Consider the following 25626-nt stretch of genomic DNA (forward strand, 5'->3'; position numbering starts at 1 on the left):
CGGGCCGTGCGGCCCGCCCGTGCAGCCGGCAGCGGAACACCGGCCCCCGGGTCGGGCCGTGTCACCGCGCGGCCATAGGATGAAGGACGTGGCGAACCCAGTAACCTACCGGCCGAAGACAGGCGAGATCCCCCTCGACCCGGGCGTGTACCGCTTCCGCGACGAGCACGGCCGGGTCATCTACGTGGGCAAGGCCAAGAACCTCCGCTCGCGCCTGAACTCCTATTTCGCCAGCCCCCAGGGGCTGCTGGCCAAGACGCGCCGCATGGTGTTCACCGCGGCGAGCGTCGAGTGGACCGTCGTCGGCAGCGAGCTCGAGGCGCTGCAGCTCGAGTACACGTGGATCAAGGAGTTCAATCCGCAGTTCAACGTGATGTTCCGCGACGACAAGTCCTACCCCTACCTGGCCGTGACCATGGGGGAGAAGTACCCGCGCGTGCAGGTCATGCGCGGTGACAAGAAGAAGGACACGCGGTACTTCGGGCCGTTCTACCCCGCGAAGGCCATCCGCGAGACCGTGGACACGATGCTCCGCGTCTTCCCCGTCCGCACCTGCAGCACCGGCGTGTTCAAGCGCGCGGAACGCACGGGCAGGCCCTGCCTCCTCGGGTACATCGACAAGTGCTCGGCGCCGTGTGTGGGGCGCATCAGCCCGGAGGACCACAAGGCCCTCGCCGGCGAGTTCTGCGATTTCATGTCCGGGGACTCGAAGAAGTTCATCGCCGGCCTCGAGCGGAAGATGCGCGAGGCGGTCGCCGAACTGGACTACGAGTCCGCGGCCCGCCTGCGCGACGACATCGCCGCCCTGCGCCGGGTCTTCGAACGCAACACCGTCGTCCTCAGCGAGGACACCGACGCCGACATCTTCGCCCTCAAGGAGGACGACCTCGAGGCCGCGGCCCAGGTCTTCCACGTCCGTGGCGGCCGCATCAGGGGCCAGCGCGGCTGGGTGGTGGAGAAGGTCGAGGACATGGACACCGCGGACCTCGTGGAGCACCTCCTGCAGCAGGTGTACGGCGAGGGCAGCAGCAGCAACGAACAGATCCCCCGCGAGGTCCTCGTCCCGGTCCTGCCCAGCAACGAGGACCAGATGCTGGAGTGGCTGCGGGGCCTGCGCGGGTCACGGGTCGAGGTGAGGGTGCCCCAGCGCGGGGACAAGGCCACGCTCATGGGCACCGTCGAGCAGAACGCCGCGGACGCCCTGCGCCTGCACAAGAGCCGCCGGGCCGGTGACATCACCACCCGGTCCGCCGCGCTGCAGGAGCTCCAGGAGGCGCTCGACCTGCCGCAGCCGCTCATGCGCATCGAGTGCTTCGACATCTCGCACGTGCAGGGCACCAACGTGGTGGCATCCATGGTGGTCGTCGAGGACGGCCTGCCGCGGAAGTCCGAGTACCGCAAGTTCTCCATCACCGGGGACGCCGCACGGGACGACACCGCGTCCATGTACGACGTCATCCACCGCCGCTTCCGCAACTACCTCGCGGGCAAGGACGGGGCCCCGCGCGACGCCGCCGCCCCGGACCTCGACCCGGACGTCGACCCGGTGGACGACGACGCGTCGGTCCTCGAACACCCCGACGTGGACGAGCAGGGCACGCCCATCAGGGACACGACGACGGCGATCACACGCAACCGGTTCGCCTACCCGCCGAACCTCGTCGTCGTCGACGGCGGCCCGCCGCAGGTGGCGGCCGCCGCCCGCGCGCTGCAGGACCTCGGGATCGACGACGTCTTCGTGGTGGGTCTCGCGAAGCGCCTCGAGGAGGTCTGGGTCCCGGACAGCGAGTTCCCCGTCATCCTGCCGCGCGCATCGGAGGGGCTGTTCCTGCTGCAGCGCATCCGCGACGAGGCGCACCGCTTCGCCATCACGTTCCACCGCCAGAAGCGCGGGAAGTCCATGACGGCGTCCGCGCTCGACGACGTCGCCGGACTGGGGCCGGCCAAGCGGAAGGCCCTGCTCAAGCATTTCGGGTCGGTCAAGAAGATCCGTGCCGCGACCGTCGACGAACTCGTCGGGGTCCCGGGGGTGGGGCCCGCCCTCGCTGCGACCATCCGTGCGTCGCTCACCACGGACGAGGCAGCCGCGCCCGCCGTGAACATGACCACGGGCGAGATCATCGAAGATTAGCTAGGCTGAGGCACGGCGGCCGGTCGTGCCGCCGGGAACGCACGCACGTGGACATACACCCCAGGGAACGCCGGGCCACCGGGAGCCCCGTCGAGCCGGAACGGATCCATCACGATGACTGAGGCCATGAGCCTGACGCCGGTCAAACCCACCGAATCCGAGCTGCTGGTGGTGACCGGCATGTCGGGCGCCGGGCGCAGCACGGCCGCCAACGCGCTCGAGGACCACGGCTGGTACGTCGTCGAGAACCTCCCGCCCCAGATGCTCACCACGCTGACGGAACTGGTGGCGCGCACACCGCAGTCGATCCCGAAGCTGGCCGTCGTCGTCGACGTGCGCGGCAAGGAGCTCTTCAGCGACATCAAGGCGTCCCTGGAGGCCCTCCGGGCCGCGGGCGTCCACCACCGCGTCCTGTTCCTGGACGCGGACGACAACGTCCTGGTGCGCCGCTTCGAGCAGGGCCGCCGGCCGCACCCCCTGCAGGGCGACGGCCGGATCCTGGACGGCATCGCCGCCGAGCGCGAGGTCCTGAGGGAGCTCAAGGACTCGTCCGACGTCGTGATCGACACGAGCAAGCTGAACGTGCATGCCCTCGCCACCACCGTCACGGAGCTGTTCTCCGATGCCGGGCCCATCGTCCTGCGCCTCAACGTCATGAGCTTCGGGTTCAAGTACGGGCTCCCGGTGGACGCCAACTACGTGGCCGACGTGCGCTTCATCCCGAACCCGCACTGGGTGCCCGCACTGCGCCCGCAGACGGGGCTCGACGCGCCGGTGAGCGAGTACGTGCTCGGGGCGCAGGGCGCGGGGGACTTCATCGACCGCTATGTGGACGCGCTGGTCCCCGTCCTGGACGGATACCGCCGCGAGAACAAGCACTACGCGACCATCGCCGTCGGCTGCACCGGCGGGAAACACCGTTCGGTCGCCGTGACGGAGGAGATGGCGAAGAGGCTGGCGCAGCTGCCCGGCGTGCAGGTCTCGTCCCACCACCGCGACCTCGGGCGTGAGTAGTGGGGGCGATGACCGGATCGCTGCCGCTCGCCCCGGCGGCTCCGCGCCGCTCGGGTGACGGCCAGGGGGCGGGCCCGTCCGTCGTCGCCCTCGGGGGTGGCCACGGGCTGTCGGCGTCGCTGTCGGCGCTGCGGCTCCTGACGCAGGAACTGACCGCGATCGTGACGGTGGCCGACGACGGCGGGTCCTCCGGCCGGCTGCGGCGCGAACTCGGGGTCCTGCCCCCGGGAGACCTCCGCATGGCGCTGGCGGCCCTGTGCGACGACACCGACTGGGGACGCACCTGGCGCGACGTCATGCAGCACCGCTTCTCCTCCCGCAACGGCACGGAGGGCTCCCTCCACGACCACGCCATGGGGAACCTCCTGATCGTCACGCTGTGGGAGCTGCTCGGCGACCCGGTGGCCGGCCTGCAGTGGGCCGGCGCGCTGCTCGGAGCACGCGGGCGGGTGCTGCCCATGGCGAGCGTTCCCCTGACCATCGAGGGGGACGTGCTGAGCGAGTCCGGAGGGTCGCTGCGCGTCACGACGGTGTCCGGGCAGGCGAAGCTCGCGGTCGCCGCGGACACCGGCAACGTGAGCAACGTCCGGCTGGTCCCCGACGACGCCCCGGCGTGCCAGGACGCCCTGGAGGCCGTGGAACTGGCCGACTGGGTGATCCTCGGCCCCGGCTCCTGGTACACCTCCGTGCTGCCGCACCTGCTCCTGCCGGACCTGCGGGACGCGCTGTGCCGCACCTCCGCCCGACGGTGCCTCACCATGAACCTGAGCAACGACACCCGGGAGACCCTGGGCATGAGCGCCATCGACCACCTGAGCGTGATCTCGCGGTACGCGCCGGAGCTGACGGTCGACGTGGTCCTCGTGGACCCCTCGGTGGTGGCGGACCGGAAGGAGTTCGAGCGGGCCGTCGCCGGGATGGGCGGGCGCGCCGTCTTCGGTAGAGTGGGAGTTTCGACCGGCAAACCCGTGCATGATCCGCTGCGGCTGGCGACGTCCTACAACGACATGTTCGGGGAGATCTAGGAGTGTATCTGTGGCACTGACCGCCGACGTCAAAGAGGAGCTCTCGCACCTCGACGTCAAGAAGTCCTCGGTACGCAAGGCCGAGGTGTCCGCGCTGCTGAGATTCGCGGGCGGACTCCACATCATCTCCGGCAGGATCGTCATCGAGGCCGAGGTGGACCTCGCGTCCACGGCCCGCCGGCTGCGCGCCGCCATCGCCGAGGTGTACGGCCACAGCAGCGAGATCATCGTGGTGACGGGCGGCGGCCTCAAGCGCGGCAACCGGTACGTGATCCGCGTGGTCCGCGACGGGGAGTCCCTCGCACGCCAGACCGGGCTGCTCGACAGCCGGGGCCGGCCCGTCCGCGGCCTGCCGTCGGCCGTCGTCAACGGTTCGACGGCGGACGCCGAGGCGGTATGGCGGGGCGCGTTCCTGGCCCACGGCTCCCTGACCGAACCGGGACGGTCCTCGTCCCTGGAGGTCACGTGCCCGGGTCCGGAGTCGGCCCTCGCGCTCGTCGGAGCGGCCCGCCGGCTGGACATCGCGGCGAAGGCGCGCGAGGTGCGCGGCGTGGACCGCGTGGTCATCCGCGACGGTGACACCATCGCCGCCCTCCTCACCCGGATGGGTGCCCACGACGCCCTCATGGTGTGGGAGGAGCGCCGCATGCGCAAGGAGGTCCGCGCCACCGCGAACCGCCTGGCGAACTTCGACGACGCCAACCTGCGCCGCTCGGCCCAGGCCGCCGTCGCGGCCGGTGCCCGGGTGGAGCGCGCCCTCGAGATCCTCGGCGAGGACGTCCCCGAGCACCTGCGCTACGCGGGCGAGTTGCGGGTCGCCCACAAGCAGGCGAGCCTCGACGAGCTCGGTCGGCTCGCGGACCCCCCGATGACCAAGGACGCGATCGCCGGGCGGATCCGGCGGCTGCTCGCGATGGCGGACAAGCGGGCCACGGATATCGGGATCCCGGGCACCGATGCGAATGTGACCGCCGACATGCTCGACGAGTGAGCTGAGTGCATAGGATGGAACAGCAAGCCCGCTTCTGATCAGCGGGACGCCTGCGTCCGGACCCGCGGGTCAGTAGACCGCGCGGGTACCGGGATCACTACATGGAGGACTACGTGAGCGAATACGTACTGCCGGATCTTGACTACGACTACGCCGCCCTGGAACCGCACATCTCGGGCCGGATCATGGAACTGCACCACTCCAAGCACCAGGCCACCTACGTCAAGGGCGCCAACGACGCCCTCGCGCAGCTCGCCGAGGCCCGCGAGAAGGGCGCGTACGGCACCATCCCGAAGCTCTCCAAGGATCTTGCCTTCCACGTCGGCGGTGTCATCAACCACAGCATCTTCTGGAAGAACATGTCCCCCGAGGGAGGCGACAAGCCCGAGGGTGAGCTCGCCGCGGCCCTGGACGACGCGTTCGGCTCCTTCGACGCGTTCCGCGCGCACTTCACCGCCGCGGCCACCTCGCTGCAGGGCTCCGGCTGGGCCGTCCTCGCCTACGAGCCGCTGGGCAGGAACATCGTCATCGAGCAGCTCTACGACCAGCAGGGCAACGTGCCCGTGGGCACCATCCCGCTGCTGATGCTCGACATGTGGGAGCACGCCTTCTACCTGGACTACGTGAACGTGAAGCCCGACTACGTGAAGGCCTGGTGGAACCTGGTGAACTGGGCCGACGTCCAGACGCGCTTCCAGGCAGCACGCACCGGGGCCTCCACGCTCATCACCCCCGGGGCCTGACCGTCCCGTCGTCGCGATCGGGTGGGCACGGCGCCCATCCGGTCGGGCGGCCGGCGTCACGAGTGCGAGCCGACGGCCGCGCTGAGTAGAGTTGGAGCGGTGCAGGGCTTCGGACCCGGCACCGCTCCGGCGCACGCCGCCTCTGCAGGACCAGCAGGACCCGAGAATTTCGGCACGAAGGTGTGCCCGGTACAGATTTATTCGTCGCCGGCATCGCCCGAGAGGGGTCAGCAAGGCGGCACCACCTATGAAGGAGATGGAAACCAGTGACTACTCGCGTTGGAATCAATGGCTTCGGCCGCATCGGCCGCAACTACTTCCGTGCGGCCCTCGAGCAGGGAGCGGACCTCGAGATCGTGGCGGTCAACGACCTCACCAGCCCCGAGGCACTCGCGCACCTGCTGAAGTACGACTCCGTCACCGGCCGGCTGAAGGCCTCCGTCGAGGTCGAGGGCGGCGACCTCGTGGTCGGCGGCAAGCGCGTGAAGGTCCTGGCCGAGCGTGATCCCGCGAACCTGCCCTGGAAGGACCTCGGCGTCGACATCGTCATCGAGTCCACCGGCTTCTTCACCAAGGCCTCCGACGCGCAGAAGCACATCGACGCCGGGGCCAGGAAGGTCCTGATCTCCGCTCCCGCCTCCGACGAGGACCTCACCGTGGTGCTCGGCGTCAACGACGGCGACTACGACCCCGAGAACCACCACATCATCTCGAACGCCTCGTGCACCACGAACTGCCTCGGCCCCCTCGCGAAGGTCCTGAACGACTCCTTCGGGATCGAGCGCGGCCTCATGACGACCATCCACGCGTACACCGCCGACCAGAACCTGCAGGACGGTCCCCACAAGGACCTGCGCCGCGCACGTGCCGCCGCGATCAACATGGTCCCCACCTCCACGGGTGCGGCCAAGGCCATCGGCCTCGTCCTCCCCGAGCTGAAGGGCAAGCTGGACGGCTACGCCATCCGCGTGCCAGTGCCCACCGGCTCCGCGACCGACCTCACGGTCACCGTGGGCCGCGAGGTCACGGCCGAGGAAGTCAACGCCGCCTACAAGGCTGCCGCCGCCGACGGCTCGCTCAAGGGCTATCTCTCCTACACCGAGGACCCCATCGTGTCCTCGGACATCGTGACCGACCCTGCGTCCTGCATCTTCGACTCCGGCCTGACGAAGGTCCTCGGCAACCAGGTGAAGGTCGTCGGCTGGTACGACAACGAGTGGGGCTACTCGAACCGCCTGGTCGACCTGACCGAAATCGTCGCCGCCAAGCTCTCCTAGGCGGTCCCGCACGTGGCTTACGCATCACTCGACGACCTTCTCGCCGACGGAGTCCGGGGACGCCGCGTCCTCGTCCGCTCCGACCTCAACGTGCCCCTGGAGGGCGAGGCCCCGGACCTGTCGGTCACCGACGACGGCCGCGTGCGCGCGTCCCTGCCCGTTCTGCGCAAGCTGAGCGAGGCCGGGGCCGCCGTCATCGTCATGGCCCACCTCGGACGGCCCAAGGGCGCCCCCGAGCAGAAGTACTCGCTCAAGCCGGCCGCCGACGTCCTCCGGGACCTGGCGGACTTCCCCGTCACCCTGGCGCCCGACACCACGGGGGAGGGCGCCCGCCGTGCGGCGGCCGCCCTGTCCGAGGGGGAGGTGCTCCTGCTCGAGAACGTGCGTTTCGATGCCCGGGAGACCAGCAAGGACGACGCCGAGCGCGCTGCCCTGGCCCGCGAGTTCGCCGACCTGGCGGGCCCCGACGGGGCCTACGTGGACGACGCCTTCGGCGCCGTGCACCGCCGCCACGCGAGCGTGTACGACATCGCGGCCCTGCTGCCCTCCTATCAGGGTGATCTCGTCAAGGCCGAACTCGTGGTCCTCGAGAAGCTGACGAAGGACCCCCAGCGGCCCTTCGTCGTCGTGCTCGGCGGGTCCAAGGTGTCCGACAAGCTCGCCGTGATCGAGAACCTGATCGGCACCGCCGACCGCATCCTCGTGGGCGGCGGCATGGTGTTCACGTTCCTCGCTGCCCAGGGCCACCAGGTCGGGGCGAGCCTCCTGGAGGAGGACCAGATCGACGCCGTGCGGGGCTACCTCGAGCGCGGCGCCCGGGACGGCACGCAGTTCGTGCTGCCCACGGACATCGTCGTGGCCGAGACGTTCGCGGCCGACGCGCGGTCCGGCGTGGCCGCCGCGGACGCCATCGAGGCGGGCACCTTCGGAGCCTCCGGGATCGGACTCGACATCGGGCCCGCGACCGGCCAGGACTTCGCTGCGAACATCGCCGAGGCGAAGACGGTGTTCTGGAACGGGCCCATGGGTGTCTTCGAGTTCGATGCCTTCGCGGGCGGCACACGCGCCGTCGCGCAGGCCCTCGTCGACGCTCAGGCGAACGGAGCCCTGACCGTGGTCGGCGGTGGCGATTCCGCTGCAGCCGTGCGCGGGCTCGGCTTCGCCGACGAGCAGTTCGGGCACATCTCCACCGGCGGCGGTGCCAGCCTCGAGTACCTCGAGGGCAAGGAGCTCCCCGGGCTGACCGCCCTCGCCCGCGACTAGCGGGACGATCCGGGTCCGGTCGGCGACGGCAGGACCAGCCGCCCGTCCTCGGGCGTACAGGAATGGCGGGATCCGCACGGCGCCAGCCGAGCGGATCCCGCTGCCATGGAACGAACAGATGGAGTACCACGATGACCACCTCGACCAACGGCGTCTTCGACCGCCGCCCGCTCATCGCGGGCAACTGGAAGATGAACCTCGACCACATGCAGGGCATCACCTTCCTGCAGAAGCTGGCCTGGACCCTGAAGGATGCCGGCCACGACTTCTCGCGCGTCGAGGTGTCCGTGTTCCCGCCGTTCACCGACCTGCGCGGCGTGCAGACCCTGGTGAAGGGCGACAACCTCGACGTCGTGTACGGCGGGCAGGACCTCTCGCCGGAGGACTCCGGCGCCTACACCGGTGACATCTCGGGGCAGTTCCTCGACAAGCTCGACTGCAGCTACGTGCTCGTCGGCCACTCCGAGCGCCGGACCATCCACGAGGAGTCGGACGAGCTTCTCAACCGCAAGGTGCACGCGGCCTACCGCCACGGGCTGGTCCCGGTGCTCTGCGTCGGCGAGGGCCTCGAGATCCGCCAGGCCGGAACGCACGTGGAGCACACCCTCGGGCAGCTCCGCCAGGGCGTGGCAGGACTGTCGGCCGAGCAGGCGGCGACGCTCGTCGTCGCGTACGAGCCCGTATGGGCGATCGGCACGGGGGAAGTGGCCGGACCCGAGGACGCGCAGGAGATGTGCGCGGCCCTCCGCGCCGAACTCGGCTCGCTGTTCGACCCCGACACGGCCGCGAAGACCCGCCTCCTGTACGGAGGATCGGTGAAGGCGGCCAACGTGGCGAGCATCCTGCGGGAGCGCGACGTGGACGGCGTCCTGGTGGGCGGTGCGAGCCTCGATGTATCCGAGTTTGCTAGTATTGTCAGGTTCGAACAGCATCTGGTGACAGACTAAGTTCCGTGCGCCGGCCGCTCCACCGAGCGGCTACCGAGCCTTGAAAGGGCCCCGTGGAAATCCTTCGTATCATCCTGCTCGTCCTGCTCGGGATCACCAGCCTCCTGCTGACCCTGCTGATCCTGCTCCACAAGGGACGCGGCGGTGGCATGTCGGACATGTTCGGTGGCGGCATGACCTCGAGCATGGGATCCTCCGGAGTGGCCGAGCGGAACCTCAACCGCTTCACCGTGGCGCTCGGCCTGGCCTGGGGCGTCGTGATCGTCGCCCTCGGCCTCATCCAGCGGTTCGCCGGCGAGTCCTAGACCGCCCCTCAGCACTCCTGGTTCGACGACGAAGCCCCCGCTTCCAGCTGGAAGCGGGGGCTTCGTCGTCGGGGCGACCCGTCAGTCGGTCGGCTCGTCGTCGTCGTGGTCGATGAGGCGGCCGGGCAGTTTCTGGGCCGCATCCTGGTCGATCAGCCACAGGGTCTTCTTCAGGCCCCGTGCACCGGCGGCGGGGACCTGGACGTGCCCGGCCCCTGCCAGTGCCAGGCCCACCGCGCCTGCCTTGTCGCTGCCGCTGACCGAGAGCCACACCTCCTGCGCCGTGTTGATCGCCTCGAGCGTCAGCGAGATGCGCTGCGGTGGCGGCTTCGGCGCATCGGGGACACCGACCGTCGTCGTGCCCCGCGTGCGGATCCCCGCCATCTCGGGGAAGAGGGACGCCACATGTGCGTCCGGGCCGACGCCCAGCAGGAGCACGTCGAAGCGGGGCAGGCGGGGATCGGGCTGCACGAGGTCCTCGTCAGCGGCGAGCTCCTCCCGCGCGGCGGCCGCCAGCTGCTCGGCATAGTCGACGGCGGCGCCGTCCTCGTCGGTGAACTCGTCCTTCGTGCCGAACTCGTGGATCTTCACGGGATCGACGGCGATGCGGCCCAGCAGGGCCGCCCGCGCCTGGACGGCGTTGCGCTCCGGGTCGTCGGCCCGCAGGAAGCGCTCGTCGCCCCACCAGAAATGGACATTGGCCCAGTCCACCGCGGTGTGCGCGGGGGACTCCACCACGGCCTCGAGGGCCGCGGTGCCGATCGAGCCGCCCGTGAGCACCACGGTCGCGGTGCCCCGCTCGCTCTGCACGTCCACGAGGCGGGTGATCAGCCGCGCGGCCACGGCCGCCGCCAGGGAGCCCTGGGTGGGATGGATGCTGACTTTCGGTTCAGCGCTCACTCGTTCGCACACTCCTCAGATTGGTTCGGGCAAGACCCTCGGTGATGACTTCGCCGAACACCTCGTCGGGGTCGAGGCGCCGCAGCTCCTCGGCCAGGCAGTCCCGCAGGCTGCGGCGCGGCAGGGAGATGCGCTGAACGGGCTGGTGCGGCTGGTACAGCTCGGCGACGTCGTGGTCGGGACGGTGCAGCTCGATGTCGCCGCCGCTCCGGGTCAGGCGCACGCGCTGGAGGCCGGTGCCCGTAGGGCCGGCGACGATCGTCACGGGGGCGTCGAGGGCCTTCGTCAGCCAGGCCGCCAGCAGCACGGTGCTGGGGGAGTCGCACGCTCCCTCGACGGTGACCGCCGTGACGGGCTGGTCGCCCTGCAACTGGTCCATGACCGCGGCGAGCTGGATCCGCCAGTTGGTCAGGCGGGTCCAGGCGAGGTCCGTGTCGCCGGCCGCGTAGGTGCTGCTGATGTTGAACAGCGCCGCCGTCGGGTCCTTCTCGTTCGCCGAGTCGGTGATCCGGCGGTGCGCGATGCTGCCGATCGAGGTCTGCGACGCGGCATCCGGCACGCCGTGGGGCCACCAGGCGACGATCGGCGCGTCGGGCAGGAGGAGGGCGGAGACGAGGGACTCGTTCTCCTCCGAGAGCTCCCCGTAGCCGCGCAGGACGACGACCTCCGACGCCCCGGCGTCGCCGCCCACGCGGATCTGGGCGTCGAGGCGCGTGGGCTCGTCCGGGGACTCCCCGGCCAGGACGATGATGCGGCAGGGATGCTCGCGGCTCGCCTGGTTCGCGGCGCCGATCGCCTCCTCCTCGTATCCGGAGCGGGTGATCACGACCAGCGTCAGCACACGCCCGAGCGCGACGACGCCCCCGCTGTCCCGCAGCGCCATCAGTTCCTTCGACACCTTCGAGGTGGTGGTGTCGGGCAGTTCCACGATCATGGCCTTCTCCAGGTTCGTCCATCGGCTGCGAGCAGCTCGTCGGCGGATGCGGGTCCCCAGCTGCCGGGCACATAGGCCTCGGGCTGCGCGTCGAGCGAGGCCCAGTGCTTCTCGAACGGGTCGAGGATCTTCCAGGACAGCTCCACCTCCTGCTGACGCGGGAAGAGCGGCGGTTCGCCGAGCAGCACGTCGAGGATGAGCCGCTCGTAGGCCTCGGGGCTGGATTCGGTGAAGGAGTGCCCGTAGCCGAAGTCCATGGTCACGTCCCGGACCTCGGTCTGCGTCCCCGGGACCTTCGAGCCGAAGCGGATGGTCACGCCCTCGTCCGGCTGCACACGGATGACGACGGCGTTCTGCCCGAAGTCCTCCTCGTGATGGTCCTGGAACAGGAGGTTCGGTGCCCGCTTGAACACGACGGCGATCTCCGTGACCCTGCGGCCGAGCCGCTTGCCGGCCCGCAGGTAGAACGGGACCCCGGCCCAGCGGCGGGTGTGGATGTCCAGGCGCAGCGCGGCGAAGCTCTCGGTGGTCGAGTCGGCGGGGATGCCGTCCTCCTCGAGGAAACCGTTCACGCGCTCCCCGCCCTGCCAGCCGGCCTCGTACTGACCGCGTGCCGACCGCCCGGAGAGATCTGAGGGCAGGACGACGGCGGCGAGCACCTTCTCCTTCTCGGCGCGCAGGTGGTCCGCGTCGAAGGAGATGGGCTCCTCCATCGCCGTGAGCGCGAGGAGCTGGAGCAGGTGGTTCTGGATGACGTCACGGGCGGCCCCGACGCCGTCGTAGTACCCCGCCCGGCTGCCGATCCCGATGTCCTCGGCCATGGTGATCTGCACGTGGTCGACGTAGTTCGCGTTCCAGAGCGGTTCGAAGAGCTGGTTCGCGAACCGCAGCGCGAGGATGTTCTGGACCGTCTCCTTGCCGAGGTAGTGGTCGATCCTGAACACGGAGTCCGGGGGGAACACCTCCTCGACGATGGCGTTCAGTTCGCGGGCGGACTCGAGGTCGTGCCCGAAGGGCTTCTCGATGACCACGCGGCGCCACTGTCCGTCGTCGGGCTGGGCCAGGCCGTGCTCCGAGAGCTTCTGGCACACCGTCTCGAACGCGTTGGGGGGGATGGACAGGTAGAAGGCGTGGTTGCCGCGCGTCCCCCGGCTCTGCTCCAGCTCCTCGATGGTCTCGCGGAGGTTCTTGAAGGCCTCGTCGTCGTCGAAGTTTCCCTGGACGAAGCGGATGCCCGCCGAGAGCTGCTCCCAGACCGTCTCGTTGAACGGGGTCCGGGCATACTGCGTCACGGACTCCCGGACCTGCTGCACGAACTCCTCGTCAGACCACTCGCGGCGCCCGAAGCCCACCAGTCCGAAGCTCGGCGGCAGGAGTCCCCGGTTGGCGAGGTCGTAGATGGCGGGCATGAGCTTCTTGCGGGCGAGATCGCCCGTCACCCCGAACAGGACGAGGGACGAGGGGCCGGCGATCCGGCTCAGCCGCCGGTCGCGCGGATCCCGCAGGGGGTTGGCGGCTCTCGCCGTGGTGCTGTCAGGCATGCTCACCCGTTCTCGTGGTGACCCTCGCCGGATCCGGCGAGGGTGGCGATGGCGTCGCGGAGCTGCGCGACGCCCGCGGCGCGGTCCGTCAGGTGCAGGCGGAGGACGGGGCGCCCGTGGTCCGCGAGCACCTGGGCGTCCCCGGCCGCCTGCGCCGCGATGAGCTCGCCGAAGCTGAAGGGGCGCTCGGGGATCGTCAGGTCGGTGCTGCTCGCCCCGGTCAGCTGCAGGTACACCCCGATCGGGGATCCGCCCTTGTGGTACTGACCCGTCGAGTGCAGGAAGCGCGGCCCCCAGCCGAAGGTGACCGGCCGGCCGGTGACGGCGGCCAGCGGGGAACGGACGGACTCGAGGTCCGCCTGCCGGTGGCGGTCCAGGTAGGCCTGCACGGAGAGGTAGCCGTTCCCGGGCAGGGTGGCGAGCAGCGCCCGGAGCGCCTCGGCGACCGTCCCCGAGGAACCGAGGAGGCCGGCGTCGCCGCGGACCTCGACCGCTCCGTCGACGAAGGCGGCCTCGGCCGGCTCCGGCTGTGCGTCGAGCAGGCCGCGCGCGGCCGTCTTGGCGGCCTCGACGTCGGGCTGGTCGAACGGGTTGATGCCCAGCAGTCGGCCGGCGACGGCCACCGCGTACTCCCAGACGAACAGCTGGCTGCCGAGGGTGCCGCTGACGGTGACGCGCGTGCCCTCGGCGGGCCCGTCGCCGGGAGCCTCGTCGAGCGGGGCGAGGAACACGGGCAGGACGTCGTCCGCCACGTCCGCGAGCTCCGGGGCGTCGCCGGAGGCGACGACGGGGAGCAGGCCGGTGCCGAGCTTGCCGGTCGATTCGGCGATGAGCTGTTCGGCCCAGTCGGCGAAGCCGGGCAGTCCCGAGCCGGCATCCGCGAACACGATCTTGTCCCGCAGGGGGAGTGTCCCGCCCAGCACGGCGCCGAGCTGCAGGCCCACGTTGTCCTCGACGTCGTCGCCGAGGAACTCGGCGCTGTCCTCCGCATCGGTCAGCAGCGTCTCGATGTCGGCACCGGCGAGGCCGGACGGCACGAGCCCGAACGCGGTGAGGGCCGAGTAGCGGCCGCCGACCTCCGGGTCGGCGTTGAACACCTTCCGGTAGCCGGCCTTCCTCGACGCCTCGTCCAGCGGCGACCCCGGATCGGTCACGATGACGATCCGCGAGGCGGCGTCGATGCCGGCGTCCATGAACGCCTGCTCGAACACCCGGCGCTGCGAATCGGTCTCGACCGTGGAGCCCGACTTCGAGGACACGACGATCGCGGTGCGCTGGAGGTCCTCCTCGAGGGCTGCGCGCACCTGGTCGGGGTCGGTGGCGTCCAGGACCACGAGGGGGACGCCCGCTTCCTTCGTGATGACCTCCGGCGCGAGCGAGGAACCGCCCATGCCGCAGAGCACGATCCGGTCGACCCCCTCGGCCGCGAGGTCGGCGCGGAGCGCCGTGATCTCCGGCAGGAGCGCGCGCGAGCCCTCGAACAGGTCGATCCAGCCGAGGCGGACGGATGCCTCGGACTCGGCGTCGGCGCCCCACAGCGTCGCATCCTTCGCCATCAGGCGGGAAGCGAAGCGGTCCTTCACGAGCGCCGGCACGGCCGAGTCGACCGCCGCGAGGGCGGCGCCGGTGGCGGTGAGTGCGAACGAGCCCATGGGGATCACGCCTCCGCGGCGTCGAGGGCGGCCTGGACCGTCTCGAGGAGCTCGGTCCAGCTGGCCACGAACTTGTCGAGGCCTTCGGTCTCGAGCTGGTCGACGACCTCGGCGTAGGAGATGCCGATGGCGTCGAGCCGGTTCAGGACCTCGTTGGACTCGTCGTAGGTGCCGGTGACCGTGTCACCGTCGATGACGCCGTGGTCCGCCGTGGCCTCGAGGGTCTTCTCGGGCATGGTGTTGACGACGTTCGGCGCGACGAGGCCGGTGACGTAGAGCGTGTCCGGCAGGTTCGGGTCCTTGACGCCCGTCGATGCCCAGAGGGGGCGCTGCGCGTTGGCGCCGGCGGCCTTCAGGACCTGCCAGCGCTCCGAGGAGAACTGCTCCTCGAAGATCTGGTAGGCGAGGCGGGCGTTCGCGAGGCCGGCCTTGCCCTTGAGTGCCGTCGCCTCGTCCGTGCCGATCGCATCGAGGCGGGCGTCGATCTCGGCGTCCACGCGCGAGACGAAGAAGGAGGCGACGGACGTGATCTTGGACAGATCGTGGCCGTTCTCCTTCGCCTGTTCCAGGCCCACCATGAAGGCGTTGATGACGGCGCGGTAGCGCTCGAGGGAGAAGATCAGCGTCACGTTGACGCTGATGCCGGCGCCCAGGGTCGAGGAGATCGCCTCCAGGCCCTCCACGGTCGCGGGGATCTTGATGAGGACGTTGGTGCGCTGCACCTTGGCGTGGAGCCGCTTGGCCTCGGCCACGGTGCCCGCGGTGTCGCGGGACAGCCGGGGGTCCACCTCGATGGAGACGCGGCCGTCGGCACCGTTGGTGCGCTTGGCCTCCGCCGCGAAGATGTCGCAGGCCTGCGCCACGTCGTGGGTGGTGATGTCGAAGACGGCCTGGTCGACGTCGGCGCCGGCTTCCCTGAGGGCGCCCACCTGGGAGGCGTAGGACTCGCCCTTCTTGAGGGCCGCCGCGAAGATGCTCGGGTTGGTGGTGACGCCGACGACGTTCAGGTCCTCGATGAGGTGCTTGAAGGCGCCCGAGTTGATGCGCTCCCGGGAGAGGTCGTCGAGCCAGATGGAGACGCCGGCGGCCGAGAGATCAGCTGTGGGTGTAGTCATGGTGTGTGCTCCTTGTCCGCTGCCGCGGAAGATGTGTGCTGGACGGTTGGAACGGGTGGGGTGGTTACTGCTGGTCGCCGGTCTCCGTGGCGCGGTGGCCCGAGGGCAGGGCCGGGGAGCCGTTGGGTGCCAGGGGATCGGCGGCGACGGCTTCCAGGGAGTCCTTCGCGGCGGCCACGACGGCGTCGGCGGTGATGCCGAACTCGCGGTAGAGGGTCTTGTAGTCGGCCGATGCACCGAAGTGCTCGAGGGACACGATGCGGCCGGCGTCGCCGACGATCCCGTGCCAGCTCTGCGCCACGCCCGCCTCGACGGACACGCGGGCCCGGACGGTGCGGGGCAGGACGCTCTCGCGGTAGCCGGCGTCCTGCGCGTTGAACCATTCGAGGCACGGCATCGAGACCACGCGGGCGGAGATGCCCTGAGCCTCGAGGGCCGTGCGGGCCTCCACGGCGAGCTGCACCTCGGAGCCCGTACCGATGAGGATGACGTCGGGGGAGCCGTTCGTCGCTTCGGCGAGCACGTAGCCGCCCTTCGCGACACCCTCGGCGGAGCCGAACGTCCCGCCCTCGGCGGCGCCCTCGCCCCGCTCGTAGGTGGGGATGTTCTGGCGCGTCAGGACGAGCCCGGCCGGGTTCTCGGTGTTCTCGAGGATGGTGCGCCAGGCGACGGCCACCTCGTTGGCATCGCCCGGCCGGACGACGTCGAGCCCGGGGATGGTGCGCAGCGAGGAGAGCTGCTCCACCGGCTGGTGCGTGGGGCCGTCCTCGCCCAGGCCGATGGAGTCGTGGGTCCAGACGTAGATCGCGGGGACGCCCATGAGGGCCCCGAGGCGTACGGCGGGCCGCTGGTAGTCGCTGAAGATGAGGAAGGTGCCGGAGAAGGCGCGGGTGCTGCTGTGCATCACGATGCCGTTGACGATGGCCGCGGCGGCGTGCTCGCGGATGCCGAAGTGCAGCACGCGGCCGTACTGGTTGCCGGACCAGGACTTGGTCTGGCGGCTCTCGGGGATGAACGACGGCGATCCCTCGATCGTCGTGTTGTTCGACTCCGCGAGGTCGGCGCTGCCGCCCCACAGTTCGGGGAGCGCGGGGCCGATCGCGGTGAGGACCTTGCCGGACGCGGCGCGCGTGGACATGTCCTTGCCCGCCTCGAACGTCGGCAGGCTCTCCTCCCAGCCCTCGGGCAGCGTGCGTGCCTGGATCCGCTCGAGCAGGGCGGCCTCGTCGGCGTGGGCGGCCTTCCAGGCGTCGAAGCCCTCCTGCCACGCGCTGTGCGCCTCGGAACCGCGGCGGACGACGCCGCGGGCGTGCTCGAGGACCTCGGGATCGACGTCGAAGTGCTTCTCCGGGTCGAAGCCGAGGGCTTCCTTCAGGGCTGCGACTTCGTCCGTGCCGAGGGCCGAGCCGTGGATCTTGCCGGTGTTCTGCTTGTTCGGCGCGGGGTAGCCGATGATGGTGCGCAGCGAGACGATGCTCGGACGGGAGGTCTCGTTCTTCGCGGCGACGAGGGCGGAGTACAGCTCGGCGACGTCCTCCACGTACGCGCCGGTCTTCGTCCAGTCCACGCGCTGCGTGTGCCAGCCGTAGGCTTCATAGCGCTTCAGGACGTCCTCGCTGAAGGCGACGTCCGTGTCGTCCTCGATGGAGATGTGGTTCTCGTCGTAGAGCACCACGAGGTTGCCGAGTTCCTGGTGACCGGCGAGCGAGGACGCCTCGGCCGTCACGCCCTCCTGGAGGTCGCCGTCGGAGGCGATGACCCAGATGGTGTGGTCGAAGGGGCTGGTGCCCGCGGGGGCGTCGGCGTCGAACATGCCGCGCTGGCGGCGCTGGCCGTAGGCGAAGCCGACCGACGTCGCGAGACCCTGGCCGAGGGGACCTGTGGTGATCTCCACGCCCTTGGTGTGGCGGTACTCGGGGTGGCCCGGGGTGAGGGAGCCCCAGGTGCGCAGGGCCTTCAGGTCATCGAGCTCGAGGCCGTAGCCCGAGAGGAAGAGCTGGATGTAGAGGGTGAGCGAGGTGTGGCCGGGGGAGAGGACGAAGCGGTCGCGTCCCGTCCACTCGGGGTCCGAGGGATCGTGCCGCATGAGCTTCTGGAAGAGGAGGTAGGCCGCCGGCGCCAGGCTCATGGCCGTTCCCGGGTGTCCGTTGCCCACCTTCTCGACGGCGTCCGCCGCCAGGATGCGAACCGTGTCGACCGCCTTCTGGTCGAGTTCGGTCCAGGTCAGTTCCTGCTCTTGCGTCCGTGGCACGTTTCCGGGCCCCTCTCTGTCCGGAACGGCCAGTGACGGGGACGTGCCTTCAGGCACGCCGTCGGGCTGGCCGTTCACCATTGAATGCTGCGAATTTCGAGCCCGTGGGGGACAGCACTGAGCCGGGACCACTTATTCCGGGCATACTTCCGCAGCGGGCTTTCCAGCCCACACTATCCCGTCCGGCCCGCCGCGGGACGTGGGAGTCGAACAATGTCCTCCATCACAATCCGTGGCGGCGCGGAGCATCGGACGGACGGGATCCCGCCACCGATTTCTACAGGGCGTAAAAGGGTATGATGGGCCTTGTCTTTTACCCCGGAAAAAACGAAAGTGTTGCCTTGTGAACACCCAGCAGGCTCCTGCTCCGGCACGTTCCCCGCAGGCCCGTCAGGGTTTCGGTCGCAAAGCGAAGGCCTATCTGGCGCTGACGAAGCCTCGCGTGATCGAACTTCTGCTGGTGACCACTCTTCCCACCATGATCTTCGCGCAGGGCGGATTCCCGCCCGTCGGCCTGATCCTCGCGACCATGGTCGGCGGTGCCCTCGCGGCAGGGAGCGCCGGTGCGTTCAACTGCTACATCGACCGTGACATCGACAAGCTGATGCACCGCACGGAGAACCGTCCCCTGGTCACCGGCGAGGTCACGCCCCGGGAGGCGCTCGTGTTCTCCTGGATCCTCGGGGTCGTGGCGATCGCCGTGCTCTGGCTCGGGGCCAACCCGCTCGCCGGCATGCTGGGCGTCGCCGCGATCTTCCTGTACGTGGTCGTCTACACGCTCGTCCTCAAGCGGCGCACGTCGCAGAACATCGTCTGGGGCGGCGCCGCGGGCTGCATGCCCGTCCTCATCGCCTGGGCAGCGGTCACCAACGCCGTCGAGTGGCCCGCCGTCGTCCTGTTCCTCATCATCTTCCTCTGGACCCCGCCGCACTACTGGCCGCTGTCCATGAAGTACAGCGACGACTACAACGCCGCTAACGTGCCGATGCTCGGGGCGATCGCCGGGGCCCGCGCGGTCTCCGTCCAGGTGGTCCTGTACGCCTGGGCCATGGCGGCCTGCTCGCTCCTGCTGATCCCGGCCGGTGCCGGCTGGGTCTACACGGTCGCCGCCGTCGCCGGCGGCGCCTGGTTCATCCGCGAGTCCCACCGGCTGCACTCCCTCGCCCACCGTGGAGAGCTGCACCCGAAGGCCGCGATGAAGGTGTTCCACGGATCGATCAGCTACCTCACGGTCCTCTTCCTCGCCCTCGCGATCGATCCCTTCGTCGGACCGGCCGTCCTGGGCTGAGTCGGCACGTCTGACGCGGGACTGCCGTAGCCGGCACTGCCCGGTCCGGTGCTGCCCGATCCCGATGCGCCGGACTCAATCGGCGCCGGCGGCCCTAGGCTTGCACCCATGGACTTCACCGGCCTGATCGCCTACCCCCTCACCCCGTTCCTGCCGGACGGCTCCGTCTCCTTCGCGGACCTCCGTGGCCTCGTGGAGGGTCTGGCCTCCTCCGGCGTCGATGCCGTCACGGTCCTGGGCTCCTCCGGGAGCTTCGCCTACCTCGACCGCGGCGAACGGGCCCGGGTGGCGCGCACGGCCATCGACGCCCTCGACGGCCGGCTCCCGGTGGCCGTGGGCATCAGTTCGGTCGGCACACGGGAGGTCCTCGAGGCCGCGACGGACGCGCAGGCGGCCGGCGCGTCCGGGCTCGTGCTCTCACCGGTCTCCTACGTCCCCCTCACCGACGACGAGGTCCTGGCGCAGGTCCGGGCGGTGGACGAGGCGACGGATCTTCCGATCTGCCTGTACAACAACCCCGGCACCACGCAGTTCGACTACTCGCTGCAGGTGGTCGCCGAACTGTCGTCGCTGCCGGATGTCGTCGCGTTCAAAGACACGGCGGCGGATGCCGTGACCTTCAATGCCCGCTATGCGGAACTGGCCCGGCTGGTCCCGGCACCGTTCAGCCACGGCGTGAGCGGGGATCTCCTGATGATGACCGGCGAGGTGGCGGCCGACGCCTGGCACAGCGGGCCGGCGGCGCTCCTGCCGGCCTACTACTCGCGGCTCCGCGCCGCCGTCGTGGCCGGGGACCGGGCGGAGACCGAGCGTGTCCGGCACGTCCTCGTGCCCCTCGTCGACCACGTCGCCGGGCTGCGCCGGATCAGCGGCCTGCACCTCCTCGCCCGCGCCTGCGGTATCGCCGCCGGGGACCCCCGCCCGCCCCTGCTGCCGAGCCCGGGCTCCGAACTGCGTGACCTCGGGCGGCTCCTCGACCTCCTCGAGGCGGAGTTCGACGACGACTGACGGGCGGAAGGGGAGTGGCTGCCGTCCCTAGGAGACGGCCTGCGGCACCCTGGCCCCGGCCGGCGTTCCCGGCAGGGTCCTCCTCGTGGTCCCGGTGTACTGGGCGTGGACGGCCGCGGCCATGAGCAGTGACGCGCCGAGCATGTGCAGCGCCACGAGCGCGATGGGCAGGTGGAGGAAGTGCTGCACGTACCCGATGATTCCCTGCGCCAGCACGATCGCGGCGAGGAGCACCACCGCCCGGCGCAGTTTCGCATGGACGCCGGCGCGGTAGGCGACCAGGACGGCGAGGGTCACCGTGGCGACCAGCAGGTACACCGGGAGGGCGTGCAGGCGCGTCACGAGGTCGGAGTCGAGGCCGTTGCGGGCGGCGCCGTGGTCGCCGGCGTGCGGGCCGGATCCCGTCACGACGACGCCGAGCAGGATCGTGATCGACGTGAGCACGGTCGAGGTCAGGAGCAGCTGGCGCAGCAGTGGTGGCGCTGCGGGCAGGCGTGGGGTCCGATACTGTTCCGTGTCGATCCGCGCACGGTTGACGAGCACCGTCGCGACCGCGACGAGGATCATGGAGACCACGAAGTGGAGGCCCACGACCCAGGGGTTCAGATCCGTCCACACCGTGATGCCGCCGATGACCGCCTGGGCGGGGATGCCGAGGAAGAGGCCGACCGACAGGCGGAACAGGTCCTTGCGCTGCCGGCGCATGCCGAGCACGGAGACGATCATGGCGACGGCGATGATCACGAGCACGAAGGTCAGGAGCCTGTTGCCGAACTCGATCACGCCGTGGAAGCCCATCTCGGGCGTGGTGATGATCGAGTCGGCCGTGCAGCGCGGCCACTCCGGGCAGCCGAGCCCGGACGCGGTGAGGCGCACGGCGCCGCCGGTCACGACGATGGCGATCTGCGAGACGAGGGAGGCGACGGCCAGCCGCCGCACCACGGGCGTGGTGGTGCGCGGGAGGGCGTCCGTGAGGCGGGAGAGCGCGGGAAGAGTCATGCTGTCAGCTCCATTTGAACCAGCGGATGGCCGCCAGGCTAGCGAGGGCGGCCCAGGCCAGGAGCACGAGGCACGCGATGGGGTCGAACACGCCGTCCGCCAGGGCGCTCCGGAGACCGTCGCCGAGGGCGGCGGAGGGGAGGACCGAGACGAACGGTTCGGCGGCGGCGGGCAGGCTCGCCGCCGGGATGATCACGCCGCCCGCGGCCGCGAGCAGGATCCAGACGAGGTTGGTGACCGCGAGCGTCGCCTCGGGACGGAGCGTCCCGGCCACGAGGAGGCCCAGTGCGGTGAAGGCTGCCGAACCGAGGAGCAGCAGCAGTGCCGCGGGCAGGATCCCCGCAGAATCCGGCGTCCAGCCCATCAGTGCGGCGGCACCTCCGATCACGACGAGCTGGACGGCGAGCACGACGGCGACCGCGACGGCCTTGCCGAGGATCAGCCCCGACCGGCCGAGCGGCGTCGTGGACAGGAAGCGCAGCACGCCGTAGCGGCGGTCGAACCCGGTCGCGATGCCCTGGCCGGTGAAGGCCGTGGACATGGTGCACAGGGCGAGGACGCCGGGAGCGGCGATGTCGATCCGGCTTTCTCCGGAGGAATCCAGCAGCGGCGTGATGACCAGCGCCGTGAGCGCCAGGAGCGGCAGCACGATCGCGAGGACGAGCTGCTCCCCGTTGCGGAGCATGGCCAGGGCCTCGTACGCGCCGTGGCGCAGCACGCGGGCGGGCAGCGACGCGGCCGCCCCGCCGCTCGGCGGGACGGCGGGCGCGCCGGCGGGAACGGGTGCGTCGAGCGTCATCGGATGCTCCGTCCGGAGATGTCGAGGAAGACGTCCTCGAGCGAGCGCGGTGCCATGGAGATGGCCGTGGGCATCACACCGCAGGCGTCCCACCAGCCTGCCAGCCGGGCGACGTCGTCGGCCGTGAGCGGTCCGCGGAGGACGTACTGCCCCGGCTCCGTCTCACGCTGGAGCAGATGGGGCAGGAGATCGGCCGGGAAGGACAGGCCGGGGACGGTCTCGAAGCGCAGCTCGCGCGTGCCGTCGGCCTCGGTGTCCGCCGTGAGCTCGGCGACGGTGCCCTCGGCGACGGTGCGGCCTCCCTCGAGGATGTAGACGTAGTCGGCGAGCTTCTGCGCGTCGTCGAGCAGGTGCGTGGTGAGGATGACGGCCAGGCCGTCGGCGCGGAGCTCCCGGATGAGGTCGAACACGATGGTGCGTGACTGCGGGTCGAGGCCGGCGCTCGGTTCGTCGAGGAAGACCACCTCGGGGCGTCCCACCAGGGCGCAGGCGAGGGCGAGGCGCTGCTTCTGCCCCCCGGAGAGCCGCCGGATCGAGACGGCCCCGAACCCGTCGAGTCCCAGGCGCCCCGCCAGGGCGTCGACGGGCAGGGGATCCGCGTACATGGACGCGACGTGGCGCAGGAGGGCCAGCGGGCGCACCGACGGCGGGAGGCCGCCGTCCTGCAGCATCACGCCGACGCGCGCCCGGAGATGCGGGGTGGCCCGGGAGGGATCCTGGCCGAGCAGGCGGACCCGGCCGCCATCGGCACGCTGCAGCCCCTGCGCGCATTCGAGGGTCGTCGTCTTGCCGGCGCCGTTGGCTCCCAGCAGGACGGTGACGGCGCCGTGCTCGGCCCGCAGGCTAACGCCGTCGAGCACGCGGACCATCCGGCCGTCGAGGGCGCCGACGGGGCCGAAGTCCTTGACGAGACCGTCGATCTCGAGGGCGGGGGAAGATGTCGGCACCCGATTATTCTACGGCAGGTAGTAGGCGGGCCGACGGGACCGATGGGTAGCCTCGCCTAAGTGGTGGCGCGGAATACATTAGGTCATGCTTATGTTGTGTATTTTGTCGCCGACGGAGGGAATGGACCGTGACCGCATCACCCCGCGCCACCGTTCCGGCGGCTGCTGCTCCCGGTGTCCCGACGTCACGCGCCGCGCAGATCGTCTCGCCGGACCCTGACGAGCGCACGCGGGACCGCGTCCTGTCAGCGGTCCTCGAACGCGGGCCGGTCAGTGCCGCCGAGCTCGGCGACTGCCTCGGGTTCACGCCCGCCGCCATGCGGCGGCACCTCGACGCCCTCTCGTCCGAGGGACTCATCGAGGTGAAGCGGGTGCGCGGATCGGCGACCGGCGCGGGCCGCCCGGCCCGGCGCTATGTGCTCAGCCGGCGCGGCCAGTCCACGATGGGCAACGACTACCTCGACATCGCCGTCGCGGCGCTCGCGCAGCTCGGCGAGGCCGCGGGGCCGGAAGCCATCGAGGAATTCGCCCGCACGCGGTTCTCCGGCATGGAGGAGCGCTACCGGCCGATCGTCGAAGCCGCGGGCCCCGACCTCGCCGCCCGGGCCCACGCCCTCGCCGGCGCCCTCACCACCGACGGCTTCGTCGGATCCACCAAGACGGTGGGCCTCCCGCAGGGAGGCGGACCGCGGGCCGTCCCTGCGGCGACCCGCCCGGTCATGCTCAGCGTGCAGCTGTGCCAGGGCCACTGCCCCATCCAGGGACTGGCCTCGGCCTTCCCGGCGTTCTGCGACCAGGAGACCGGCGTCTTCGCCCGCCTGCTCGGCGTCGACGTCCGGCGGCTCTCCACCCTGGCTCGCGGCGGACACGTCTGCACCACCCACATTCCCCTGGGACGGACGACGGCGGCCCCGGCCGCGCCTGTCGGCCCGGACGCACCCGGACCCGCCCAGGCGGACCCGGACACCGTTCCGCCCAGCAATCCAGCAACGTTATCCATCCATCAGCAAGGAAGGCCGTGATGACGGATCAAGTAGACCGTAAGCCAGCTGCATCGGCAGTGCCGGAGTCGGTGATCAGCGACATCCTCGAGAAGAACCCGGAGCTCGAGGGCATCGGGACCTACCAGTACGGATGGGCTGACAAGAACGAGGCGAGCGACAACGCGCGCCGCGGCCTCAGCGAGGAAGTCGTCCGCGACATCTCCGCGAAGAAGAACGAGCCCCAGTGGATGCTCGACCTCCGCCTCAAGGGCCTCAAGTACTTCGACCGCAAGCCCATGCCCGCCTGGGGCGCAGACCTCTCCGGCATCGACTTCGACAACATCAAGTACTTCGTGCGTTCCACCGAGAAGCAGGCGAACACGTGGGAGGACCTCCCCGAGGACATCCGGAACACGTACGAGAAGCTCGGCATCCCCGAGGCCGAGCGTGCGCGCCTGGTCTCCGGTGTCGCCGCCCAGTACGAGTCCGAGGTGGTCTACCACCAGCTGCGCGAGGACCTCGAGCGCCAGGGCGTCCTGTTCCTCGACACCGACACCGCGCTGCGGGAGCACCCCGAGATCTTCAAGGAGTACTTCGGCACGATCATCCCCGTGGGTGACAACAAGTTCGCGTCGCTGAACACGGCAGTGTGGTCCGGCGGCTCGTTCGTGTACGTGCCGAAGGGCGTCCACGTCGAGATCCCCCTGCAGGCCTACTTCCGCATCAACACGGAGAACATGGGCCAGTTCGAGCGGACGCTGATCATCGCGGACGAGGACTCCTACGTGCACTACATCGAGGGCTGCACCGCCCCGATCTACACCTCCGACTCCCTGCACTCGGCCGTCGTCGAGATCGTGGTCAAGAAGGGCGCCCGCGTCCGCTACACCACCATCCAGAACTGGTCGAACAACGTGTACAACCTGGTGACCAAGCGCGCCATCGCCCACGAGGGCGCCACCATGGAGTGGATCGACGGCAACATCGGTTCCAAGGTCACCATGAAGTACCCCGCGGTGTACCTCGTCGGCGAGCACGCCAAGGGGGAGACGCTCTCCATCGCCTTCGCCGGTGAGGGACAGCACCAGGACACCGGGTCGAAGATGGTCCACATCGCGCCCAACACCAAGTCGTCGATCATCTCGAAGTCCGTGGCACGCGGCGGCGGACGTGCCGCCTACCGTGGACTCGTCCAGGTGCGGGAGGGTGCGAAACACTCGGCCAACACGGTCCGCTGTGACGCGCTGCTGGTGGACACCATCTCGCGCTCGGACACCTACCCTTACGTGGACATCCGCGAGGACGACGTCACCATGGGCCACGAGGCCACCGTGTCGCGCGTCAGCGAGGAGCAGCTGTTCTACCTCATGTCCCGCGGGCTCCCCGAGGACGAGGCCATGGCCATGATCGTGCGCGGCTTCATCGAGCCGATCGCGCGGGAGCTGCCCATGGAATACGCGCTCGAGCTGAACCGGCTGATCGAACTGCAGATGGAAGGGGCCGTGGGCTAGCA

Annotated in this window: 22 protein-coding genes; 13 read left to right on the forward strand and 9 right to left on the reverse strand. The window is 70.3% G+C overall.

The genetic code is table 11. The features are described 5' to 3' along the window. Positions 1-88: 88 nt before the first annotated feature. The 9 genes from uvrC to secG all read left to right on the forward strand — a co-directional run bounded on the left by uvrC (position 89) and on the right by secG (position 9696). Complete coding sequence (gene uvrC, locus MWM45_RS07990) at positions 89-2131, forward strand: excinuclease ABC subunit UvrC (protein WP_247828995.1); 2043 nt, start codon at positions 89-91, stop codon at positions 2129-2131. 114 nt (positions 2132-2245) lie between these two features. Further along, on the forward strand, positions 2246-3145 hold the full coding sequence (rapZ, locus tag MWM45_RS07995; RefSeq protein WP_247828996.1) for an RNase adapter RapZ: 900 nt from the start codon (positions 2246-2248) through the stop codon (positions 3143-3145). Next, the gene (locus MWM45_RS08000) at positions 3145-4170 is read left to right on the forward strand and encodes a gluconeogenesis factor YvcK family protein (protein WP_197060660.1); all 1026 of its coding nucleotides are present in this window, start codon (positions 3145-3147) and stop codon (positions 4168-4170) included. The genes rapZ and MWM45_RS08000 overlap by 1 nt, the downstream gene beginning before the upstream one ends. Positions 4171-4180: 10 nt before the next feature. Beyond that, the gene (gene whiA, locus MWM45_RS08005; RefSeq protein WP_247828997.1) at positions 4181-5161 is read left to right on the forward strand and encodes a DNA-binding protein WhiA; all 981 of its coding nucleotides are present in this window, start codon (positions 4181-4183) and stop codon (positions 5159-5161) included. A 113-nt stretch (positions 5162-5274) separates the two neighbouring features. Then, positions 5275-5904 (forward strand): superoxide dismutase, encoded by a 630-nt coding sequence (locus MWM45_RS08010; protein WP_104120802.1) that lies wholly within the window; start codon positions 5275-5277, stop codon positions 5902-5904. A gap of 266 nt (positions 5905-6170) precedes the next feature. After that, positions 6171-7181, forward strand: coding sequence for a type I glyceraldehyde-3-phosphate dehydrogenase (gene gap / locus MWM45_RS08015; RefSeq protein ID WP_247828998.1), 1011 nt, complete (start codon positions 6171-6173; stop codon positions 7179-7181). Between the two features lie 12 nt (positions 7182-7193). Next, positions 7194-8444 (forward strand): phosphoglycerate kinase, encoded by a 1251-nt coding sequence (locus tag MWM45_RS08020; protein WP_247828999.1) that lies wholly within the window; start codon positions 7194-7196, stop codon positions 8442-8444. 131 nt (positions 8445-8575) lie between these two features. Further along, on the forward strand, positions 8576-9391 hold the full coding sequence (gene tpiA / locus MWM45_RS08025; RefSeq protein ID WP_247829000.1) for a triose-phosphate isomerase: 816 nt from the start codon (positions 8576-8578) through the stop codon (positions 9389-9391). 53 nt (positions 9392-9444) lie between these two features. After that, positions 9445-9696 (forward strand): preprotein translocase subunit SecG, encoded by a 252-nt coding sequence (secG, locus tag MWM45_RS08030; RefSeq protein ID WP_043445180.1) that lies wholly within the window; start codon positions 9445-9447, stop codon positions 9694-9696. An 81-nt stretch (positions 9697-9777) separates the two neighbouring features. Here secG and pgl read toward each other — a convergent pair whose 3' ends face one another. The 6 genes from pgl to tkt form a co-directional block, all read right to left on the reverse strand. Further along, positions 9778-10596: a 6-phosphogluconolactonase gene (pgl, locus tag MWM45_RS08035; protein WP_247829001.1), complete on the reverse strand. Its 819-nt coding sequence runs from the start codon at positions 10594-10596 to the stop codon at positions 9778-9780. Then, positions 10586-11530, reverse strand: a complete 945-nt coding sequence (locus MWM45_RS08040) for a glucose-6-phosphate dehydrogenase assembly protein OpcA (RefSeq protein WP_043445184.1) — start codon at positions 11528-11530, stop codon at positions 10586-10588. Before MWM45_RS08040 ends, pgl begins: the two co-directional genes overlap by 11 nt. Further along, positions 11527-13071: a glucose-6-phosphate dehydrogenase gene (gene zwf, locus MWM45_RS08045; protein ID WP_247829002.1), complete on the reverse strand. Its 1545-nt coding sequence runs from the start codon at positions 13069-13071 to the stop codon at positions 11527-11529. The genes MWM45_RS08040 and zwf overlap by 4 nt, the downstream gene beginning before the upstream one ends. Before the next feature lie 2 nt (positions 13072-13073). Further along, positions 13074-14723 carry a glucose-6-phosphate isomerase gene (locus MWM45_RS08050; protein ID WP_247829003.1) on the reverse strand — a complete coding sequence of 550 codons (1650 nt, stop codon included), beginning with the start codon at positions 14721-14723 and terminating at the stop codon, positions 13074-13076. Between the two features lie 5 nt (positions 14724-14728). Continuing rightward, positions 14729-15838 carry a transaldolase gene (tal, locus tag MWM45_RS08055; protein ID WP_247829004.1) on the reverse strand — a complete coding sequence of 370 codons (1110 nt, stop codon included), beginning with the start codon at positions 15836-15838 and terminating at the stop codon, positions 14729-14731. Between the two features lie 64 nt (positions 15839-15902). Next, positions 15903-18089 (reverse strand): transketolase, encoded by a 2187-nt coding sequence (gene tkt / locus MWM45_RS08060; protein ID WP_247829005.1) that lies wholly within the window; start codon positions 18087-18089, stop codon positions 15903-15905. Positions 18090-18432: 343 nt separating this feature from the next. Here tkt and MWM45_RS08065 point away from each other — a divergent pair, with 343 nt between their 5' ends. Both MWM45_RS08065 and MWM45_RS08070 read left to right on the forward strand, forming a co-directional pair. Further along, positions 18433-19377: a heme o synthase gene (locus MWM45_RS08065; protein ID WP_247829006.1), complete on the forward strand. Its 945-nt coding sequence runs from the start codon at positions 18433-18435 to the stop codon at positions 19375-19377. 108 nt (positions 19378-19485) lie between these two features. After that, positions 19486-20385 carry a dihydrodipicolinate synthase family protein gene (locus tag MWM45_RS08070; protein WP_247829007.1) on the forward strand — a complete coding sequence of 300 codons (900 nt, stop codon included), beginning with the start codon at positions 19486-19488 and terminating at the stop codon, positions 20383-20385. Between the two features lie 27 nt (positions 20386-20412). On the opposite strand, the gene MWM45_RS08075 is transcribed toward MWM45_RS08070, so the two are convergent. The 3 genes from MWM45_RS08075 to MWM45_RS08085 are packed head-to-tail and all read right to left on the reverse strand — an operon-like array spanning position 20413 to position 23130. Further along, entirely contained in the window at positions 20413-21384 is a 972-nt protein-coding gene (locus tag MWM45_RS08075; protein WP_247829008.1) for a COX15/CtaA family protein, read from the reverse strand. Positions 21385-21388: 4 nt separating this feature from the next. Continuing rightward, a complete protein-coding gene (locus MWM45_RS08080) occupies positions 21389-22183 on the reverse strand; it encodes an ABC transporter permease (RefSeq protein ID WP_247829009.1) in 795 nt (264 codons plus the stop codon). Continuing rightward, the gene (locus MWM45_RS08085; RefSeq protein ID WP_247829010.1) at positions 22180-23130 is read right to left on the reverse strand and encodes an ABC transporter ATP-binding protein; all 951 of its coding nucleotides are present in this window, start codon (positions 23128-23130) and stop codon (positions 22180-22182) included. Before MWM45_RS08085 ends, MWM45_RS08080 begins: the two co-directional genes overlap by 4 nt. A 128-nt stretch (positions 23131-23258) precedes the next feature. On the opposite strand from MWM45_RS08085, the gene MWM45_RS08090 reads away from it, so the two are divergent. Next, on the forward strand, positions 23259-24152 hold the full coding sequence (locus MWM45_RS08090) for a helix-turn-helix transcriptional regulator (protein WP_418909751.1): 894 nt from the start codon (positions 23259-23261) through the stop codon (positions 24150-24152). After that, the gene (sufB, locus tag MWM45_RS08095; protein ID WP_043445197.1) at positions 24152-25624 is read left to right on the forward strand and encodes a Fe-S cluster assembly protein SufB; all 1473 of its coding nucleotides are present in this window, start codon (positions 24152-24154) and stop codon (positions 25622-25624) included. The genes MWM45_RS08090 and sufB overlap by 1 nt, the downstream gene beginning before the upstream one ends. Positions 25625-25626 lie beyond the last annotated feature (2 nt).

Origin of the sequence: Arthrobacter antioxidans (genome assembly GCF_023100725.1) — a bacterium.
Lineage (GTDB): Bacteria > Actinomycetota > Actinomycetes > Actinomycetales > Micrococcaceae > Arthrobacter_D > Arthrobacter_D antioxidans.

Bases quoted from the DNA above. Each gene is read 5' to 3' on its own strand.
- rapZ (WP_247828996.1), top strand. From the start codon at position 2,246: ATGACTGAGGCCATGAGCCTGACGCCGGTCAAACCCACCGAATCCGAG.
- tpiA (WP_247829000.1), top strand. From the start codon at position 8,576: ATGACCACCTCGACCAACGGCGTCTTCGACCGCCGCCCGCTCATCGCG.
- MWM45_RS08040 (WP_043445184.1), bottom strand. From the start codon at position 11,530: ATGATCGTGGAACTGCCCGACACCACCACCTCGAAGGTGTCGAAGGAA.
- zwf (WP_247829002.1), bottom strand. From the start codon at position 13,071: ATGCCTGACAGCACCACGGCGAGAGCCGCCAACCCCCTGCGGGATCCG.
- MWM45_RS08050 (WP_247829003.1), bottom strand. From the start codon at position 14,723: ATGGGCTCGTTCGCACTCACCGCCACCGGCGCCGCCCTCGCGGCGGTC.
- tal (WP_247829004.1), bottom strand. From the start codon at position 15,838: ATGACTACACCCACAGCTGATCTCTCGGCCGCCGGCGTCTCCATCTGG.
- MWM45_RS08070 (WP_247829007.1), top strand. From the start codon at position 19,486: ATGGACTTCACCGGCCTGATCGCCTACCCCCTCACCCCGTTCCTGCCG.
- MWM45_RS08075 (WP_247829008.1), bottom strand. From the start codon at position 21,384: ATGACTCTTCCCGCGCTCTCCCGCCTCACGGACGCCCTCCCGCGCACC.
- MWM45_RS08080 (WP_247829009.1), bottom strand. From the start codon at position 22,183: ATGACGCTCGACGCACCCGTTCCCGCCGGCGCGCCCGCCGTCCCGCCG.
- sufB (WP_043445197.1), top strand. From the start codon at position 24,152: ATGACGGATCAAGTAGACCGTAAGCCAGCTGCATCGGCAGTGCCGGAG.